Raw genomic sequence first — 19,176 nt, 5'->3', positions numbered from 1 at the left:
CCCGTCCCGACCGCCCCCGCGCCGGGCCCGCCGGGAGGAAGCGGTCAGGGGCCCGCCGGATCGATGGGAGAGGCCGGTGGGGCGCGGGGCGGGGTTTCGCGGTTTTCGGCAGGCTCCGTCCGGGGGTGGGCGAGGTGGCTTGCCCGCCGATCCCCGACACGCCGGTGGCCGGCCGCGCCTTTCACGTGCGCGTCGTCGCGGTGTGTGATGAAGTCTTCGCGATCTGCGACGACCTGGTCGCCGAACAGGCCGGTGCTCCGGTAGCCGGTCGCGAAGGAGAGGCACATGCGAAGGACACTCCTGGCCGCCGTGGTGGCGCTGAGCACGATGGCGGGCCCTGCGACAGGAGCCGCGACGGGCCCTGTCGCAGGCCGGGCGGCAGACACTGCGGCAGACACCACGGCGGGCGCTGTGAGCGGCGGTGCGCCGGGGACGGCCAGGCGCGGCCTCGACGTCATCGGGCTGACCGCCGACCGGCGCCTGGTGGGGTTCGAGATCCGCTCCCCCGGCCGTACCCGCGACCTCGGCAGGGTCCGCGGGCTCGCCGGTGACACCACCCTGGTCGGCATCGACTACCGGGTGCGCGACGGCAGGCTGTACGGCGTCGGCGACCAGGGCGGCGTCTACACGCTCAGCGGGCGCTCCAGGGCGGTCAAGGTCTCGCAGCTGAGCGTGCCGCTGAGCGGCGCCGGCTTCGGCGTCGACTTCGACCCCGCCACCGACCGGCTGCGGGTGATCAGTGACACCGGGCAGAATCTGCGCCACAACCTCGACGATCCGCGGGGCGCTCCGGCGGCGGGACAGAGCGTGGCCGACGATCCGCTGACCCGCCCGCGGCCCGGACCCGGGACCGACGCGCTCACCGCTTCGCAGGCCGGCTCCCCCGGCGGCCCGTCCCTGCCGCCGGCCGTCGCCGCGGTGGCCGCGACCGGTGTCACGGGCGCCGGGTACACCAACAACGACCTCAGCCCGGCCACCGCCACGACACTCTTCGTCGTGGACACCACGGCCGCCCGGGTGTTGCTGCAGTCCCCGGCCGACACGGGCGTGCTGGTGGCGATCGGCAACCTGCGGGTGGCCGCGACCGGCGCGGCGGGCCTGGACGTGCACAGCTCCCTGCGCAACGGCGTCACCGTCTCCAACAGCGCCTTCGCCGCGCTGAGGGTCGGCGGGCGCTACGGGTTCTACGGCATCAACCTGCTCACCGGCGCCGTCAACTACAACTACGGCCTCTTTCCCGCCGACCGGCAGGTGTTCGACGTCGCCATCCGGCCCGACCGTGGCTGACCAGCGCGCTGGGAGGCGCTGAAAGGTGCTCGTCTGACGGCCCATCGGCCCCGGCCGTCGGCGAGCGTTACGGTCCGGGCTGCGGGGCGCGCCTGAGCACCCCGAACCGCAGGTCCGCGAGCTCATTCGCCGCGGTCAGGGCGCGCCGGGCGGGGAAGGGTTCGCCGCGGCGTCCGCGAAAGGCGAGCAGCCGGACGCGAAGACGGCGGTGACCGCGGCCGGCCCGGCCTCGGGGATGGCCGGCGCTTTGAGCGGGCAGTTCGATCACCGGAGCCGCCCGCACCGCTGTGACCAGTGGATATCTCCCTCGGCGACCCCTTCCGCCGTGTTCGATTGTCACCCGTTGTACGGTCATCTGTGACCTCATATCCCCTTTCCTCCCGTCGGGGAGGCTGATGCCCTCCCTCGACGTCGTCCAGTGGGTGGTCCTGCTGGCCGCCCTGTTCCTGGTGGGCTTCTCCAAGACCGGTGTCTCCGGTACCGGGATGGTGGCGATCGCCCTGTTCGCGCTCGTGCTGCCGACCAAGCAGTCGACGGGCACCCTGTTGCCGCTGCTGCTCGTCGGCGACCTGGTCGCCGTGGCCTCCTACCGGCGGCACGCCGACTGGCCGAGGCTGATCAGGTTGTTCCCATGGGTCGCCCTGGGCGTGGTCGCCGGGGCGGTGGTGGTGCGCTGGGTCGACGACACGCAGATGAGACGGCTCATCGGGGCGATCCTGCTGGTGATCATCGCGGTGCACCTGTGGAACCGGCGCCAGGCGCCGCAGGACTCACTCGCCCACCGCCGCCCGGTGGCCGCCCTGGCTGGCGTCTTCGCGGGTTTCGCCACCATGACGGCGAACGCGGCCGGCCCCATCATGGCCGTCTACCTTCTGGCGGCGGGCCTGCCGATGCTGGGCTTCCTGGGCACCAGCGCCTGGTTCTTCCTGACGATCAACGCCTTCAAGGTGCCCTTCAGCGTCGCGCTGGGCCTCATCACCCCCTCCGGCCTCGTCTTCGCCGCGCTGGGCACCCCGGCGGTCCTGGCCGGGGCCGCGGTCGGGCGCGCGGTCATCAGCCGCATCGACCGCACCCTGTTCGAGTGGCTCACGCTGGGGCTCACGCTGCTGGCCGCGGTACGCCTACTGCTGTGAGGCCTGCTGTGAGACGGTGTCGGCTTCGAGCCGGGCGAGGAAGTGGCCGAAGCCGTCCGGCGCCCGCGGGTCGCGGCGTGCCGAGGTCACCACGCTCACCCCGGTGGTGCGCAGGACCCGCCGGCCGGCCGACTCCAGGGCACCGACCAGGGCCCGGTCCTCACCGGCCGCCACCGGGCCGAACCCGCCGACGGCCAGGTAGGCGGCGGCGGTGACGCCGAGGTTGGCGCCGTGCACGTGCGGATGCCACCGCGCGCCGTCGCCTCTCCTGGCGGCGGCGTTCCCGCCGCTCGCCGGCGTCAGGCTCGCCGGCGTCGCGGCGTAGCTCTGGGCGTAGGCCAGGTGGAGGGGCGGCGGGTAGCCGGACCAGTCGGTGACCGTCACGGTGCCGACGACGGCCTCCCAGCCCTGGGCGGCGTGCCTGAGCTGGCGGCTGAGCCAGCAGGGCGGGACCAGGGTGTCGGCGTCGGTGGTGGCGACCCAGACGGTGGCCGGGTCCAGGGCGCGGGTCTGCCGCAACAGCACCCGGGTGCCCGCCAGCCGCGCCCGCCCGACGTTGGTCATGGCGCCCTCGACGACGGTCGCACCGGCCCGCGCGGCCAGGAGCGCCGTACGGTCGGTGCAGGTGTCGGCGACGACGATCAGGTGGAACGCCACGCCGGGAACCATGCACCCGGCCAGCTTCACCGAGGCCAGGCAGGCGGGCAGCAGTTTCTCCTCGTCGCGGGCGGGCACCACGACTCCGACGGCCTGGATCACACAAGTCCCTCGGCCTCGGCCACCGAGCAGGCCCCGGGGCCGGACAGGTAGACCTCGGCGAGGAAATCCGGTTCACGATGGTCGACAAGACGCCTCAGCCCCGCCCGCCCGGCAAGGGCCGCCAGGGCGCGGTGCGCGTCTTCGCCGCCGCGCGGATACTCCGCGACGGGATGCCTCCAGTGCACCGCGAGCAGGGTGCCCCCGGGGCTCAGCGCGCCGACCGCCAGGTCGAGCACCCGCTCCAGGTCCGCGTCGCCGAAGTAGTAGAGCACCTCCGACAGCACGACGAGGTCGAACCTCCCCTCGTCGGTGGGCCACTCCTCGGGCAGGACGCGCCGCTGCACCCGCGTCCCCGGGTGGGCGGCGGTGCGCCGCGAGGCCGCCTCGACCGCGGCGAAGGACAGGTCGCAGGCGAGCAGCCGCTCACAGCGCGGGGCGAGCAGGGCGGTGAACACCCCGATGGAGCAGCCGGCCTCGAAGGCGTCGCGGTAGCGGCGCGCGGGCAGTAGCGCGGCACTGATGGCGTACTTGCGTTCCTCGTACCAGCGGGAGGTGAATCCCCACGGGTCGGGTGAGGCCGAGTACATCTCCTCGAAGTACTGCGGCCCGAGCGTCCTTGGACGAGGCGTCATCGGACACCTCCGGCGTGGGGTTCGGTGGACTGCGGCGGTGGAAGGGATGTCAACGAAAGAGCACCTCGTACTCGCGGGTGAAGTGGGCGACGATGCCGGGGGGCAGCACCGCCTCCAGGCCGGCGGCGCGGGGTTCCAGCTGGCTGGTGAAACAGCCGATGGCCTCCCGCTTGCGGGCCAGGACCGCCGGCGGCAGGCGGATCCGCGACGCCCGCTCCCAGGGCAGCCGCCCGTCGCCGGGCCTGGCCCAGTGCCAGGCCCAGATCGGGTAGAAGTAGGGGCGCAGCCCCGCGGCGGCCGCGGCCCTGCCGGCGGCCTCGTGGTCGGAGTGCGCGTCCGCCTCCCACGGGGCCAGGCACACCTGGAAGCCGGCCGAGGCCTCCTTCAGCGCCTGGGTGAGCTCGCCCTCGCGGGCCGCGAGAGCGGTGTCCGGCATGCCCAGCCGCACGATCTCGACGTCGCCGGCTCCCAGGGCCTCCAGCGCGGCCCCGGTCTCCCGCACCCGCCGCGCCGCCAGCGCCGCCGCGTCGGCGATGTCCGGATGGGAGGCCTCGCCGTCGGTGACGGCGACCAGGCGCAGCCGCACGCCCGAGGCCGCCAGCAGCGACAGCAGCCCGCCCACGCCCAGCACCTCGTCGTCGGGGTGGGCGGCGACCACCACCGCGCTGCGCCAGTTGTCGTGGGCGAGCGCCGAAAGCGCGCCGAGTCCCGGCCAGGCGCGCCAGTCGGACTCGCGGGTGCCCGGGGCGTCGATGGGATTGGGGGGAAGATCGTCCCCGGCGTCCCGCTCGGCGCGGTCGGCTCGTTCGGCGCTCACCATCGGGCTCCCTGCTCGGCGACGATCGCTCCCAGCGCGGCGAGGTCGCGTTCGGCGTGATGCTGGCGCAGATAGACCGTGAGGTCGGCGACCCGGCGCCCGTGCGCGGCGTCGTGGCCGAGCGGCCCGGCGCCCAGCGCCCTGCCCACCCGCCCCATGACGTCGGTGGCCACGGCCTCCACCAGCGCCTTGAGCCGCAGGGAACGCGTTCTTCCCGCGTTCTTGAGGTCGCGGGGGTCGGCGTCGATCTCGTCGGCCGCCTCCTCCAAGGCGGCCTTCGCGGTCCGCAGCGCCACGTCGACCGCGCCCAGGTGGGCCAGGGCGTGCGGGCCGACCTCCCGCTCGCCCGCTGCGGCGAGCAACGCCTCGGCCACGCCTTTGGCCCCTCCGTACCAGCACGCGGCCACACCCGCGCCGCCCTGGTGGAAACCGCGCCTTCTCACATACCCCTCCACCGGCCCCACCGGCTCGCCCGCGACATCGTCGAAGCGGACGTCCAGGGTGTCACTGGCGGCCATTCCCGTCGCCGGCCAGCTGCCCTCCACCGGCCGCAGGTCCTCGACCGCCACGGCGAACAGCCGGTGGCCGTCCGGCGTCTGGGCGGTCACCAGGGCGTGGGTGCACACCCGCGCTCCCGAGCAGTACCGTTTGGTCCCGCTCAGCCGCCATCCGGTGGCCACCGGACGCGCCGACAGGGACGGGCCGGGAGGCTGCGCGGCCCACACGCCCCACCGGCTGCCGGCCGCCGGTGCGGGCCCGGCGAGTTCGGCGAGGATCGCGACGGCGTCGGTGTGCCCCTCGCACAGCCGCGCCAGCGACAGGTCCCGCCGGGCCAGCGCGGCCAGGGCCTCCCAGCGCAGCCTGGTCCGCCCGGCACCGGGCAGCGGAAGCTCCAGCCGTCCCGACTCCACCTCGGCGACGAACCCTCTTTCCACCTCGGCGCGCCAGGCAGCGCCGTCCTGCCGTTCCCCGTCCATGAATCCGGCCCTACCCTGCCGAAAGCGTTCATATCATTCCTGGTGAAAGGGGGTGTTCCGCCTCGGCGTGCTCGACGCCGGATCGCCGTATCGGGGCAGTGGTCGCTGGGCGCCCAGCGGCCGGGTGAGGAGGAGCGTCCCATCACCCGGGATCGGCGTGGGCCCGCACGACGGCCGCCGTTGGCCGGAAATCATGACTCGGGATCGTGCGCGAGCACCGACCGGCCGCCGTCGACGGGCACGGTCGCGCCGGTGATGAAGCCGGCGTCGTCCGAGAGCAGGTAGACGATCGCGGCCGCGACCTCCGCGGAGCGCGCCACCCGGCCCAGCGGGTGCAACAGCGCCATCTGGCGCTGGATGCGGGCGGCCGCCGCGGGCTGCTGGGAGCCGAGGAAGTGCGCGTAGCGCTCGGTGTCCACCGAACCCGGCGCCACGACGTTGACGCGGATGCCGGACGGCCCGTACTCGACCGCGAGCGCACGGGTCATCCCCTCGACGGCCGCCTTGGCCGTCACGTACGGCAGGCAGCCGGGGACCGCCCGGCGCGCCTGGTGTGAGGAGAGGTTGACGATCGCCCCCGGTGTGCGGGCCGCGAGGAAGCGGCGGATCGCGGTGGCACAGCCGACGACGGCGGCGTCGAGGTTGGCCGCGATGAGCTCCAGCACGCGTGCGGTCGTGGCCGAGTGCAGGGAGGCGTCCCCGAACACGGCGGCGTTGTTGACCCAACCGGCGAGGGGGCCCGCGGCCTGCGCGGCGTCGGCGGCTCGCCGCGCCACGCTCTCGTCGGCCGCGTCGCCGACCACGCCGGCCAGGCGTGCGCCGGCGGAATGGCCCTGCGTCCAGGTCAGGGCCGCCGGATCGCGCTCGACGGCGACCACGACGGCGCCCTCGCCGAGCAGGCGCTCGACGACGGCCCTGCCGATGCCTCGGCCCCCTCCCGTCACCACGTACGAACGGCTCATGCCCTCTCCTTTGTTCGTCGATGCGCAGGCTCGCCAAGACCCTCGACATGACGCGGTCGTGCCCTGTGCCATCCGGGCACCGGCCGCGCAGCCGTTTCCCCACCATGAGACGGGGCCTCCGGCGAAAATGTCAAACGCTTCTATCGAAGCACTTCGATCCTTTCCGGCACTTGATACGATTCCTGCCGACGGCGAGAGCACGTCTCGCGGGAGGAGGGGCACGTGGCGGCCAGGACGACCATCTACGACGTCGCCACCGCGGCGGGCGTCAGCATCTCCACCGTCTCGCTCGCCCTCAACTCCCCGGCCCGGGTCAGTCAGGAGACCAGGCGCAAGGTCCTCCAGGCCGCGGACGCGCTCGGCTTCGTGCCCAAGCAGGACGCGATCGCCAAGGCGCGGCGAGGGGTGGGGCGCGTCGGCGTCATCGCGCCGTTCACCTCCTATCCGTCGGTCGCCCGGCGCCTGAACGGCATCCTGCGGGCCGTGGGCCACCGTCCCCTGGAAATCGTCCTGTTCGACCAGGAGTCGGCCGCGCAGAGCGCCTCCCCCCTGCTCGCCAGCCTGCCCATCACCGGACGCCTGGACGGGCTCGTCGTCATCAGTCTCACCCTGGACGAGGCGGTGGCCGGCCGCCTGAGCGGCATGCGGCTGCCGACGGTGCTGATCGACGTCCGCCACCCCCGCTTCGACTCCGTGCACACCGACGACGCCGTCGGCGGCCGGCTGGTGGCCGAACACCTGATCAGCCGTGGTCACCGCCGGTTCGGCTTCCTCGGCGAGACGCAGAGATCCGGCCTGTACCTCTCGCCCTCCCAGCAGCGCCTCGCCGGCTACCGCTCGGCCCTGGCCGAAGCGGGCCACCTTCTCCTCGACGGCGACGTGCGGCTGGCCGGACACGGCGTCGCACCGGCCCGCGCCGTCGCCAGGGAGCTGTTGTCGGCGCCGGATCGCCCCTCGGCCGTCTTCGCCGCCGACGACACCCTCGCGGCGGGAACACTGAGGGCCGCCCGCGACCTCGGCCTCACCGTCCCCGAGGACCTGGCGGTGGTCGGCTTCGACGACAGCGACCTGGCCGAGGCCCTGGAACTCACCACCGTGCGCCAGCCCTTGGAGGAGTCCGGCCGTGCCGCGATGGAACTTCTCATCCAACGCCTCGACCGGCCCGGCGCCGTCCGCGAGATGGCGTTGGGGCTGCAGCTGATCCCCCGTGACACGAGCTGACTCTCAAAGCCGCCTTCAGGCGTCGAGGGCCCGCAGGTAGGCGTCCAGTTCGGCGGCGCCCTTGAGCATGGCGCGGCCCCGGGCCGACAGGCGGGCGCGCCAGTCGCGCAACGTCGACTCCAGCGGGGCGACGCCTCCGGCGGAGCGGACCTGGGCGATCAGCGGGGCGATCTGCTCCAGAAGGTAGCCGCCGCGCCGCAGCTGGTGGACCAGCCGGACGTCGCGCACGTCGGCCGGACTGTAGACCCGGTAGCCCGTCCGCGGGTCGCGGCGCGGCTTGACCAGGCCTGCACCCTCCCATTTACGCAAGGTGGCGGGGCGGATGCCGAGCCTCCTGGCCAGGGGGCCGATGAAGGTGTCGCCGCGCTCCGGCGGCACCGGCGCCAGGTCACCCAGCGCGGCCTCGACGGCCTGCAGGGTGCGGCGGTCCTCCAGGAGCTGGCCATGGCTGTCGTCGATGAACCGCAGCGCCTCCTCGGTGGCACCCCGGTTGGCCGCCCGCATGATCGACGTGGCCCGCTGGTGGCCGTGCCCGGGCACCAGGGCGAGGAACGCGCGCAGGGCCTGGGCGTGCAACGGCGTGTAGCTGCGATAGCCGTGGACGCTGCGTCCGGCGGCGGGCAGGATGCCGGCCTCCTCGTAGTTTCTGATCGCCTGGGTGGACAGACCATGCTCGCGCGCCAGGTCCACCGGCCTCATGAATACACCATCGTTTGAAGGTCCGTCGCGACAACAGCGGGTAATTACCGCAAAAGTTTACATCGTGTGTTCAACGATACCGTTTAAGGCATGGATATCAAGGACACGGCCCGGCCGCTCGACGGCACGGGCGTCTCGGCGTTCCTGCGCTCGCTCGCCGCCCGGCCCCTGCTCCTCGGCCTGGGCGAGGCCAGGCACTTCGTGGGGGAGCTGGGCGAGCTGCGCAACGAGATCTTCCGGCATCTGGCCGAGCACGAGGGATATCGGTCGTTCGCCATCGAGAGCGACTGCCTTAAGGGCCTGGTGGTGGACGACTACGTCACCACGGGCGCGGGCACGCTCGACGACGTCATGGAACGCGGCTTCAGCCACAACTTCGGCGCCTTCGCGGCCAACCGCGAACTCGTGCGCTGGATGCGCGCCCACAACGAGCAGCACGAGGAAAAGCTTCGGTTCTTCGGCTTCGACGGCCCGCTGGAGTACTGGGCCGAGAGCCCGCGCCAGGCGCTCACCGCCCTGTACGCCCTCCTGGAGGGCCCGCTGCCCTGCACCGTGGAAACCCTGGAGGCGCTGCTGGGCCCGGACCGGCGGTGGACGAACGAGGCCACGGTGATGGATCCGTCCCAGTCGATCGGCCAGTCCGCCGACGCCCGGCGGCTGCGGCTGATCGCCGACGACCTGGTGGCGCTGCTCGACATCCAGGCACCCGGGCTGAGCCGGCCCGACAGGGAGCGGGCGGCGCTGTACGGGCGCACCGCCGTCGGCCTGCTGCGCTACCACCACTGGATGGCCGACACCTCCCCGGCCCGGATGGCCAGGCTGTCGGGTCTGCGGGACGCGATGATGGCCGCCAACCTGCGCGCCGTCGCCGAGAGCGGTCCGGCCCTGGTCTTCGCCCACAACCTTCACCTGCATCGCGACAAGAGCCTCATGTCGCTCGGTGACCGGCAACTGGAGTGGTGGAGCGCGGGAGCGATCACCGAGGCGCACCTGGGCGACCGGTACGCCTTCCTGGCCTCGGCCTTCGGCACGTTCGGCGACGACACCCCGCCTCCGGACACCGTCGAGGGCCTGTTGTCCACCCTCCCGTGGGAGCACTCTCTCGTCGACGCCCGCCGCCTGGCCGAGACCCTCACGAAGCCCGTCCCGCGCGTCTCCCACGACTTCGCCTATTTCCCGCTGGACCCGGCCCGGCTCGGCAGGGTCGACGGCGTCGTCTTCCTCAAGCAGACCGTCACGCCGGACGACAGGGAGTGGAAGCGCTGACCCGGCCGCGCCTGATACGCACCCTCCGTGCCCGGACGCGGTTCACACCGCCGTCACCGGCCACTGTCGTGGATACGGCGGGAGGGTTCGGTGACCTCGGTGTCGGTGACCTCGGTGCCTTTGACGACTGACGCGCCACCGGGGCAGGCCCGGCCGCCCCTTGCCTCACGCGAGGCAAGTGGGTGACCGGCGTACGCACCATGCTCGCCGAGCCCGCGCTGCAGGGCGAGCGGCTGCGCGCGGTCGCGATCGCCGAGGCCGAGCTGGCCGCCGCGGTCGCCGAGCGCACCGGCACCGACCTCGCCACCGACATGTATCCAAGGCTCGTCGCGGCCGCGGCCAGCGCCGCCGTCGCCGTCGCCGTGCGGCACTATCTCGACAGCGCCGACCCGCCCACCCCGATCGAGCGCCTCATCACCGACGCCTTCACCCAGGTCGCCGCCGGCCTCCCGGCGCCGCCCCGCTGAAGCTCTCACTCCTCGCCCAAGACACCGCCTCACCCACCCTTGCAGCCGCGTCACACCCCACGGCGGGCCGGCCGCGTGCCGCGCCCGCCGTGGCGATGACGCACGCCCAGCAAAGGAACACGATCATGATCGATGTCCTCATCGCCGGAGCCGGGCCCAACAACCTCATGCTCGCCTGCGAACTGGCCCTCGCCGGCGTCCACCCCGTCGTCCTCGAACGCCACGCCGCGCCCACCGGCGAGTCCCGCGCCAACGGCCTGGTCGGGCAGGTCGTCCGCCTGCTCGACCGGCGCGGCCTCTACACGCGGCTCAGCGGCGAGGGCACTCCGCCCTCCCCCCAGCCGGCCTTCACCTTCGGCGCGTTCCCGCTGGACCTCACGGTGCTCGCGGACAACCCGCACTACGTGCTCGGTGTGCCGCAAGCCCGGCTCGAGGCCGCCCTCGCCGCCCGGGCCGCCGAGCTCGGAGTCGACCTGCGCCGCGGCCACGAGGTCGTCGACGTGTGCCAACACCCCGAAGCGGTCGAGGTCCGCCTGGCCGACGGCAGGCGGCTCACCTGCCGTTTCCTCGTCGGCGCCGACGGCGGCCGCAGCACGGTGCGCCGCCTGGCCGGCATCGACTTCCCCGGCGTCACCAACGACCGGTCGATCTCCCGCACCGCCACCGTGACCGTCCCGGACTCCTTCCTCGACCCCGGGACCGGCGGCCTGCGGGTCCCCGGCTACGGCGTCGTCCCGCCGTTCCAGCACACCCGCACCGCGCGCGGCCTCATCGCCTGGGCCCCGTTCCCCGGCCGCCCGGCGATCCTGAGCACGCATGAGCGGGAACTCTTCGCCGAACTGCTGCGCAAGCCCGAGGTGACCGGGCACATCGCGGCGCTGATGTCCGGCGTGGACACCCGCTACCCCGCCGATCCGCTGGCCGGCCGCTGCGCCCCCGACGTGGTCGTGCACGGTGAGCACGGCCCGAAACGCCTCGCCGAACTGACCCGCGCCGCCCGGCCGCTGCTGCTGGACTCCAGGGGCGCCTACGCCGAGGTCACCGCGCCATGGCGAGACCGGGTCGACGTGGTCACCGGCCCACTGCAGGGCACCACCGCGACCGCGTTACTCGTGCGCCCCGACTGCTTCGTCGCCTGGTCCGCCTGGTCCGCCGGGGACACCGGGGACACCGGGGACACCGCCACGCTGCGCGCTGCGCTCACCCACCACTTCGGCCTTCCACAATGACCGGAAAGCGCCATCCATCAGGATGAACACGCAGGACACCCACGTTTGCCGCCCTCACCGGTCCTGTTGAGCCGCCACGGCGCCACGGCCACCTCCCAGGTGCGGTACTTTCGCCTTTACCGTCCCTGAGGAGAGCTTTTTCGACCATGGGTGCCAACCACTCGCACGGCCCGGCCGCCCCCAGCTCCCGTGGCACGGTGTGGGCGACGCTGGCCGTCATCGTCCCCCTGGCGCTGGCCACGCTGATCGCCCTGATCTGGATGTGGCCCGCGAAGCTCACCTCCAGCGGGCAGCAACCTGCCGGCCTGCAACGGGTGACCGGGACGATCACCGCCATCACCCTCACCCCGTGCCCGCAGGAGCCGCCCGCCGACGGGCAACCCTCCGGCGAGCAGCGGCCGGCCGACCCCGCCACCTGCGGCGACGCCAAGGTCGAGCTGACCAGCGGGCCCGAGGCCGGTCACTTCGTCACCAGCGGCCTTCCCAGCGGGCCCGGTTCGCAGAGGTTCGCCGCAGGCGACGACGTGATCCTGGTCCACACCCCCGGCGGTGACGGTGAGCTGGGCGGTGAGCTGGAGGTGCCGCCGTACCAGATCTCCGACCACGACCGCTCCTCGCCGCTGTGGCTGGCCGGTGCCGCGTTCGCCGCGGCGGTGGTCGCTTTTGGCCGCTGGCGCGGGGTGATGGCGCTGATCGGGCTGGCCGTCACCTTCGTACTGCTCCTGTTGTTCGTCATCCCGGCGATCCTGACCGGGCAGCAGCCGCTGCTGGTCGCCATCGTCGGCGCCGCGGCGATCATGCTCGCGGTGCTCTATCTCACCCACGGCTTCACCGTCCCCACCTCGATGGCCGTGGTCGGCACTCTGGTCAGCCTCAGCCTGACCGGCGTGCTGTCGTACGCGGCCATCGGCCTCGCCCAGCTCAACGGGATCACCGACGAGAGCTCGTTCTACCTGGACGTCAGCTACCGGATCAACACCGAGGGCCTGCTGCTGGCCAGCATCATCATCGGCTCGCTCGGTGTCCTGGACGACGTCACCGTCACCCAGGCCGCCACCGTCACCGAGCTCGCGCACGCCAACCCCGGCTACACCTTCGCCCAGCTGTACCGGGCCGCCGCCCGGGTCGGCCGCGCCCACATCGCCTCGGTGATCAACACGATCATCCTCGCCTACGCCGGAGCCTCCCTGCCGCTGCTGCTGCTGGTCAGCGTCGGCGACCAGCCCATCGGCGAGGTGGTGACCAACCCGGTCATCGCCACCGAGATCGTCCGCAGCGTGGTGGGCACCCTGGGACTCATCGCGGCCGTCCCGATCACCACGGCCCTGGCCGCGCTGGCCAGCGCCCGCAAGGCCGCCCCCGAGCACCGGCCGCCCCCGGCGGCGCGCCACCGCCGCCGGACGGAGGATCCCCTCACCGGCTCGATCCCCCACCCTTAGGCGACCCGGTCACCGCAGCCGCCCCTTGCACGCCGGCCGCCCCGAGGCGGCCGGCGTGCAAGGAACGACCGGCAGGGCGGGCGGCATGGAGCCGGACGTCCCCAAAGCCGCGCGCGTGTCACGGACGAAGACGCCGGCGCGCTAGCGCACCCGCTCCGCCAGGAACTCCTCCCAGGTCCGCCTGCCCACATCGGCCCCGTCCAGCGACAGGTTCTCCCCGGCCCGGTAGGCCTTGCCGGCCTTTCCCGGCATCCGCACCGGCATCATCATCCGGCGCTTGCCGCGCGCCCGCAGGTAGCCGCCGACCAGTTCCCCCATCCCGTACACCGCAGGTCCCGCGAGGTCGGGGACCAGGCCGGCCGGCCGCCCCAGCGTCAGCTGCACCAGCCGGGCCGCCACCTCACGCGAGTCGACCGGCTGGAAGCGCAGCCCGCCCGGGACCGGGACCACCGGCATCCTGCCCATCATCTCCGCGATCTTCAAGACGAGGTCGTGGAACTGGGCCGCGCGCAGCATCGTCCACGGAATACCGGAGTCCGTCACCGCCCGCTCCGCCTCCAGCTGGGTCTTGAACCAGCTCAGCGGCATCGTGTTCGCCCCGATCACCGAGATGTACACGATGTGCCGCACACCGGCCTTCGAGGCGGCGCCCACCAGGTTCCACGTCGCCTTGTCGTCGCCCTTGCTGCCGCCCGCCAGGTGCAGGACGGTCTCGACGCCCTTCACCGCGGGCTCGATCCCCTCGCCCTTGAGCAGGTCGGCGGAGAAGTGCTCGACGCCGTCGCCGGGCCCGTGATCACGGCGGCTCAGGGTCCGTACCTCGCGACCGGCCTCCCGCAAAAGGGGGACGACGTGGCCGCCGAGCGTGCCCGTGCCTCCGGTGACCAGGATGGGTGCCGTCATGGCTTCTCCAGTGTTCGTTCGGCCGGGAGTCGACCTCCCGGTACTTTCGGCTGGTGTTTTTCGGATGTACTGCTATGACCCCCGGCGGCGAAGGAATGTGACACGGTGGACGAACGCGAATGGCTGGCAGGGCGTTTCGAGGAGCATCGGCCTCGTCTGCGGTCGGTGGGCTACCGGATGCTCGGCTCGCTCAGCGAGGCCGACGACGCCGTGCAGGAGGCCTGGCTGCGCGTCAGCCGCGCGGGAGCCGGCGACGTGGACAACCTCGGCGGGTGGCTGACCACGGTGGTGGCGAGGGTGTGCCTGAACATGCTGCGTGCGCGCGAGCATCGGCGTGAGGACCCCATCGACGCGCAGGTGACCGGCACGCTCATCGGCCGGCAGGAGGCCGGGACCGACCCTGAACGGGAGGTGCTGATGGCCGACTCGGTCGGGGTGGCGCTGCTGGTGGTGCTCGACACGCTGGCACCGGCCGAACGTCTCGCCTTCGTGCTGCACGACATGTTCGCCGTGCCGTTCGAGGAGATCGCCCCGATGCTCGAGCGGTCGCCGGCCGCGACCAGGCAGCTCGCGAGCCGCGCCCGCCGCCGGGTCAAAGGGGCACCCGCGGCCCCCGACGCCGACCTGACCCGCCGGCGCCGGGTCGTCGACGCCTTCCTGGCCGCCACGCGCGCAGGGGACTTCGAGGCGCTGGTCGCCCTGCTCCATCCCGACGTGGTGCTCCGGGCCGACGCAGCGGTCATCCCCACCCCCGAGCCCTTCGTGGTCCGCGGCTCCCGTTCCGTGGCCGAGGGCGCGATGGCCGCGATGGAACGGGCCTGGTTCACCGGACCCGTCCTGCTCGACGGGGCGATCGGGCTCGCGATGGCCCCCTACGGTCACCTGCGCCTGGTGCTCGGCTTCACGATCACCAAGGACGGGATCACCGAGATCGACGTGATCGCGGAGCCGGACCGCCTTCGCCGGATCGACCTCGCCGTACCCGGGCCCGACGCCTGACCTCCGCCGGCCCTGCGCGCCGGACACGGCGGCGGACACGGCCGGGGTGCGGGGGATCCCCCGCACCCCGGCCGGACAGGGCGGGCGATCAGGGTGTTGACAGGATGACGAGCCGCTGGGTCGCCCGGGTCATCGCGACATAGCGGTCGACCGCTCCTTCGACACCCGTGCCGAACGTCTCCGGATCGACGAGGACGACCAGGTCGAACTCCAGCCCCTTGGACAACTCCGGGGTCAGCGACCGAACCCGAGAGGTCGCCTGGAACGTGGGGGCACCGATGACACAGGCGATGCCCTCGGCATGCTCGGCGAGCCAGGTCTCAAGGACCGAGCCCAGCTCCGAGACCAATCCGTGGACGACGGGGACGGCACCGCCGCGGATGGAGGTCGGCACGTTGGCGTCCGGGAGCACGGCCCGGATGACCGGCTCGGCCTCCGCCATGATCTCCTTCGGCGTCCGGTAGTTGATGCTCAGGGAGGCCAGGGTGATCCGGTCGAGCCCGACACGCTCAAGCCGTTCGCTCCACGACTCGGTGAAACCGCCCCTGGACTGGGCACGGTCCCCGACGATGGTGAAGCTCCGCGACGGGCAGCGCAGCAGCAACATCTGCCACTGCGCGTCGGTGAGTTCCTGGGCCTCGTCCACGACGATGTGCGCGAACGGGCCGGCGAGCAGGTCCGGTTCGAAGGTGGGCAGCTCGGACTCGTCGATCAGATTTCGCTGCAGGTCCGCGCGGCGCAACTGCGTCACGAGCCCTTCACCGTCGTCGTCGGCCTCGATCAGGTTGTCGACGACCTGGGCCATCCGCTCGCGCTGGGCGGCGAGAGCGGCTTCCTGCCGGCGCCTGCGTCGTGACGTCTCCGGGTCGCCGAGACGTTGCCGCGCCGCGTCCAGGAACGGCAGGTCCGACACCGTCCAGGCCTGGGCGTCGGCGCGCTGCAGTCGCCGGACGTCCTCAGGGTCGAGCCAGGGAGCGCACATCCGCAGGTAGGCCGGCACCGACCACAGGTCTCCGACGAGGTCGGCCGCCTCCAGCAGCGGCCACGCGCGGTTGAAGGTGGTGAGCAGTTCCTCGTCTCGCAGCAGCGATCTGCGCAGCAGGTCGGCCGAGACCTCGTCGTCGTGCTTGTCGATCAGGATCCTGAGCAGTTCCTCCCAGATCTGGTCGCGTGCCTCGTTGTGCGAGGTGCCGGGTTCGGCCGCCCCGAACGCCTCGGCCCAATCGTCGGGGCCCAGCCAGATGTCGGACCAGTGGGTCGTGACCGTCATCCCCTTGGCGGGCGGGTTCTCGTAGAACCTGACGGCCGGCTCGATCGCCTTCAGCAGGTCCGCCGACGCCTTCAGGCGGGCCACCCGCGGGTCGGTCTCGACCGTCGCGCCGGCTCCCTCGGCGACGAGGTCTCGCAGGGTGCAGGTGCGCACGCCCTCCTCTCCGAGGCTGGGCAGGACGTCGGCGACGTAGGCCAGATAGGGCTGGTGCGGGCCGACGAACAACACACCGCCCCGGTGGTGGCCGAGACGGGGATCGGAGTAGAGCAGGTAGGCGGAGCGGTGCAGGGCGACGACGGTCTTGCCCGTCCCCGGACCGCCGTCGACGACGAGAGCCCCGCGAGATCCCGCGCGGATGATGGCGTCCTGGTCGGCCTGGATGGTGCCGAGCACGTCTCGCATCCGGGCCGACCGGTCACCGCCCAGGCTGGCGATGAAGGCGGACTGGTCGTCAAGGGCCGCGTGGTGTCCTTCGAATCCCTCCGGGGTGAATACCTCGTCCCAGTAGTCGCTGATCCGGCCGCGACTCCAGCGGTACCTGCGGCGGCTCGCGAGCCCCATCGGGTTGGCGTGGGTCGCTCCGAAGAACGGCTCGGCCGCCGGAGAGCGCCAGTCGAGCAGCAGGCGGCGGCCCGCGCTGTCGGTGAGGCCGAGCCGTCCGATGTGCACGGGCTCGGAATCGTCCGCGCCGACCATGTGGCCAAGACACAGGTCCAGGCCGAAGCGACGCAGGGTGCGCAGGCGAGCCGACAGCCGGTGGATCTCCAGGTCCCGGTCCAGCGCCTGCCGGCCTTTGCCGCCGGGCGCCCTGCGTTCGGTGTCGAGGCGGCCGGACAGGTCGGCGATCGTGTGCTCAAGGCTTTGCGCGATGGCCACGAAGTGCCGTTCGTCGCCGGCGATCAGCGCCGGGTCGGCCTTGGCGGCGAGATGGGTGGGAAGGTCGAACGCGCTGCTGGTCAGCGGATTCGTCACCGGGTTCACGTCCTCGGCTCCGATCCGAGGTGGACGAGAGGCCTTCCCGGCCCCCTCATACGTCGGCGGCAACACACTCACTTCGCATCCCCCGTTTCCGCAACTTCCGGCTTCGGCCGACGATTCTGCGGCATGACCCGGGTCTTGTGGCAAGCCCCCCGGTGCGCTATACGTTAAGAGTGGAAAGGTGTGGATACTTCCCTTTCCTTGTCGTCCGCCGTGGACGGACGAGACCCTCGCGAAGCGGCGCTCCGCCTCCCCCGCAGCAGCGGCGATGTTCCAACGCGGAATCACCCGGATTGGCGAGATAGAGGGTTTCCCGGACGCCTCCTCGGGGCGGCGCCCCGGTGCCCAGGCCGAAAGTTCGGCACGCGCATCCGCTCGGACCGCCCGCTCGGCGTGCGCCGCCTTCTCGGCCGGTCACACCGCCGGCTTCGTCGCATTCGCCGTCGTACGGAGGCGAAAGCCCAGATGCTGTGGAGCCGCTGATCGCCCGTCGCGCCGAGCCGTCGGCGATGCCCTCCCGGTTCGGGCGGCACTAACCTGGGGGCACTTTTTCGCGTTGGGTTTCGTGTCGGGTGAGGAGCCATCTGATGTCGCCGGTTCTGGAGAGTACGGCTCGCGCGCTGCTGCGCAGGATCGCGGTCGAGCAGTCCCAGGGACGCCTGCCCTCGCTGACCGCCGCCGTGGTGCGTGACGGGGAGCTCGCCTGGTTCGGCGCGCGCGGCCGGGTGGATGGGGCCGCCCCCACCCCGGGCACCCAGTACCGCATCGGCTCGATCACCAAGAGCCTGGTCGCCGTCGTGGTGATGCGCCTGCGCGACGAGGGGAAGGTCGGCCTGCTCGACCCGGTCACCAAGCACCTTCCCGACCTGCGGGTCGGTGAGATGACCGTCGCCCAGCTGCTGTCGCACACCTCGGGGCTGAGCGCCGAGTCCCCCGGCCAGTGGTGGGAGCGGACCGAGGGCGTGCCGGCCGCCGACCTCGTCGCCGCGCTCGGGCCCGAGGCGGCCAGGCACCGGCCGGGACGCCGCTACCACTACTCCAACGTGGGCTTCGCCCTGCTGGGCGAGCTGGTCGCCCGCCACCGCGGCGTGAACTGGGCACAGGCCGTGCACGAGGAGATCCTGCTGCCCCTGGGCATGCGCGACACCACGCCCCGGCCACGCGCACCCCACGCCACCGGCTACGCCGTGCACCCCTGGGCGGACGTCCTGCTGCCGGAACCCGAACACGACGCGGTCGCCATGGCCCCGGCCGGGCAGCTGTGGTCCACCCCCGCCGACCTCGCCCGGTGGGCGGCGTTCGTCGCCGGAGACACCGGGGACGTGCTCGCCCCGGACACCGTGGCGGAGATGCGCGAGCCGGCGATCGTCGACGACGGCGACGCCTGGACGGGCGGATACGGCCTGGGCCTGCAACTGGCCCGGGCGGGCGGCCGCCGCCTGGCCGGTCACACCGGCTCCATGCCGGGCTTTTTGGCCACGGTGTGGGCCGACCCTGCCGACAAGGTCGGCGTGCTGTTCACCGCCAACTCCACCGCGGGCGTCGGCCGCACCCTGCTGAGCGACCTGCTGGCCATCCTCGACCAGCACGAGCCGCGCCTGCCCGACGAATGGCAGCCCGTCGCCGACACCGCGGGTCTGCTGGAGCTCACCGGTCCGTGGTACTGGGGGCCCAGCGCGTACGCGCTGCGGCTGTTGCCCGAGGGCGGTCTCTCCCTCAACCCGATCGGCGGCGCGGGACGGGCCTCGCGGTTCACCGCCCAGGACGACGGGACCTGGCTCGGGCTGGACGGCTACTACGCGGGCGAGACCCTCCGCGTGGTCCGCAGGCCCGACGGCTCCCTCAGCCACCTGGACCTCAACACCTTCGTCTTCACCCGTACCCCCTACGACCCGCAGGCGGAGGTGCCCGGCGGGGTGGACGAGGACGGCTGGCGCGGCTGAGCGGCGAGCGCCGTGGCCGGGACCACGACCTCGGTGTGCGCGGCCTCCACACAGCAGCCGCCCCCGGTCATCGCCGACTTCGCCTCGGGTGAGTGGACGCGGGTGAGTGGACGCGGGTGAGTGGACGCGGGTGAGTGGACGCGGGTGAGTGGACGCGGGTGAGTGGACGCGGGTGAGTGGACGCGGGTGAGTGGC

Annotated in this window: 17 protein-coding genes; 9 read left to right on the top strand and 8 right to left on the bottom strand. The window is 72.8% G+C overall.

The window, feature by feature from the left end:
• The first annotated feature begins 285 nt into the window (after positions 1–285).
• On the top strand, positions 286–1,287 hold the full coding sequence (locus ACFY3V_RS33920) for a DUF4394 domain-containing protein (RefSeq protein WP_362904220.1): 1,002 nt from the start codon (positions 286–288) through the stop codon (positions 1,285–1,287).
• 395 nt (positions 1,288–1,682) lie between these two features.
• The gene (locus tag ACFY3V_RS33915; protein ID WP_362904222.1) at positions 1,683–2,420 is read left to right on the top strand and encodes a sulfite exporter TauE/SafE family protein; all 738 of its coding nucleotides are present in this window, start codon (positions 1,683–1,685) and stop codon (positions 2,418–2,420) included.
• Here ACFY3V_RS33915 and ACFY3V_RS33910 read toward each other — a convergent pair.
• The 5 genes from ACFY3V_RS33910 to ACFY3V_RS33890 all read right to left on the bottom strand — a co-directional run bounded on the left by ACFY3V_RS33910 (position 2,409) and on the right by ACFY3V_RS33890 (position 6,567).
• Positions 2,409–3,179, bottom strand: a complete 771-nt coding sequence (locus tag ACFY3V_RS33910; RefSeq protein WP_389779217.1) for a glycosyltransferase — start codon at positions 3,177–3,179, stop codon at positions 2,409–2,411. The genes ACFY3V_RS33915 and ACFY3V_RS33910 overlap by 12 nt on opposite strands.
• On the bottom strand, positions 3,176–3,811 hold the full coding sequence (locus tag ACFY3V_RS33905) for a class I SAM-dependent methyltransferase (protein WP_389779215.1): 636 nt from the start codon (positions 3,809–3,811) through the stop codon (positions 3,176–3,178). Before ACFY3V_RS33905 ends, ACFY3V_RS33910 begins: the two co-directional genes overlap by 4 nt.
• 49 nt (positions 3,812–3,860) lie before the next feature.
• Positions 3,861–4,628 (bottom strand): PIG-L deacetylase family protein, encoded by a 768-nt coding sequence (locus tag ACFY3V_RS33900; protein ID WP_389779213.1) that lies wholly within the window; start codon positions 4,626–4,628, stop codon positions 3,861–3,863.
• Entirely contained in the window at positions 4,625–5,605 is a 981-nt protein-coding gene (locus ACFY3V_RS33895; protein WP_389779211.1) for an acyl-CoA dehydrogenase, read from the bottom strand. Before ACFY3V_RS33895 ends, ACFY3V_RS33900 begins: the two co-directional genes overlap by 4 nt.
• Positions 5,606–5,796: 191 nt before the next feature.
• On the bottom strand, positions 5,797–6,567 hold the full coding sequence (locus ACFY3V_RS33890; protein WP_389779209.1) for an SDR family NAD(P)-dependent oxidoreductase: 771 nt from the start codon (positions 6,565–6,567) through the stop codon (positions 5,797–5,799).
• 222 nt (positions 6,568–6,789) lie between these two features.
• On the opposite strand from ACFY3V_RS33890, the gene ACFY3V_RS33885 reads away from it, so the two are divergent.
• Positions 6,790–7,788 carry a LacI family DNA-binding transcriptional regulator gene (locus tag ACFY3V_RS33885; protein WP_350949696.1) on the top strand — a complete coding sequence of 333 codons (999 nt, stop codon included), beginning with the start codon at positions 6,790–6,792 and terminating at the stop codon, positions 7,786–7,788.
• 15 nt (positions 7,789–7,803) lie between these two features.
• Here the strand turns inward: ACFY3V_RS33885 and ACFY3V_RS33880 are convergent, their stop codons facing one another.
• On the bottom strand, positions 7,804–8,487 hold the full coding sequence (locus ACFY3V_RS33880) for a TioE family transcriptional regulator (protein ID WP_350949695.1): 684 nt from the start codon (positions 8,485–8,487) through the stop codon (positions 7,804–7,806).
• A 90-nt stretch (positions 8,488–8,577) separates the two neighbouring features.
• Between ACFY3V_RS33880 and ACFY3V_RS33875 the strand changes: the two genes are divergently transcribed.
• The 4 genes from ACFY3V_RS33875 (at position 8,578) to ACFY3V_RS33860 (ending at position 12,888) form a co-directional block, all read left to right on the top strand.
• Positions 8,578–9,753, top strand: a complete 1,176-nt coding sequence (locus ACFY3V_RS33875) for an erythromycin esterase family protein (protein ID WP_350949694.1) — start codon at positions 8,578–8,580, stop codon at positions 9,751–9,753.
• Positions 9,754–9,935: 182 nt separating this feature from the next.
• The gene (locus ACFY3V_RS33870) at positions 9,936–10,220 is read left to right on the top strand and encodes a hypothetical protein (RefSeq protein ID WP_389779206.1); all 285 of its coding nucleotides are present in this window, start codon (positions 9,936–9,938) and stop codon (positions 10,218–10,220) included.
• Between the two features lie 125 nt (positions 10,221–10,345).
• Complete coding sequence (locus ACFY3V_RS33865; RefSeq protein WP_389779204.1) at positions 10,346–11,449, top strand: FAD-dependent monooxygenase; 1,104 nt, start codon at positions 10,346–10,348, stop codon at positions 11,447–11,449.
• 146 nt (positions 11,450–11,595) lie between these two features.
• Positions 11,596–12,888, top strand: coding sequence for a YibE/F family protein (locus ACFY3V_RS33860; protein WP_350949691.1), 1,293 nt, complete (start codon positions 11,596–11,598; stop codon positions 12,886–12,888).
• 141 nt (positions 12,889–13,029) lie between these two features.
• Here ACFY3V_RS33860 and ACFY3V_RS33855 read toward each other — a convergent pair whose 3' ends face one another.
• The gene (locus ACFY3V_RS33855) at positions 13,030–13,791 is read right to left on the bottom strand and encodes an NAD(P)H-binding protein (protein WP_362904246.1); all 762 of its coding nucleotides are present in this window, start codon (positions 13,789–13,791) and stop codon (positions 13,030–13,032) included.
• 105 nt (positions 13,792–13,896) lie between these two features.
• Here ACFY3V_RS33855 and ACFY3V_RS33850 point away from each other — a divergent pair, with 105 nt between their 5' ends.
• Positions 13,897–14,790, top strand: coding sequence for a sigma-70 family RNA polymerase sigma factor (locus ACFY3V_RS33850; RefSeq protein ID WP_389779201.1), 894 nt, complete (start codon positions 13,897–13,899; stop codon positions 14,788–14,790).
• An 88-nt stretch (positions 14,791–14,878) separates the two neighbouring features.
• Here the strand turns inward: ACFY3V_RS33850 and helR are convergent, their stop codons facing one another.
• A complete protein-coding gene (gene helR, locus ACFY3V_RS33845; protein WP_389779199.1) occupies positions 14,879–17,032 on the bottom strand; it encodes an RNA polymerase recycling motor ATPase HelR in 2,154 nt (717 codons plus the stop codon).
• Between the two features lie 593 nt (positions 17,033–17,625).
• Between helR and ACFY3V_RS33840 the strand changes: the two genes are divergently transcribed.
• Entirely contained in the window at positions 17,626–18,981 is a 1,356-nt protein-coding gene (locus ACFY3V_RS33840) for a serine hydrolase domain-containing protein (protein ID WP_350949687.1), read from the top strand.
• Positions 18,982–19,176 lie beyond the last annotated feature (195 nt).

The sequence above is a fragment of the Streptosporangium sp. NPDC000095 genome (assembly GCF_042899335.1).
GTDB lineage: Bacteria > Actinomycetota > Actinomycetes > Streptosporangiales > Streptosporangiaceae > Streptosporangium.
This window is presented reverse-complemented; position numbering and strand designations above follow the sequence as displayed.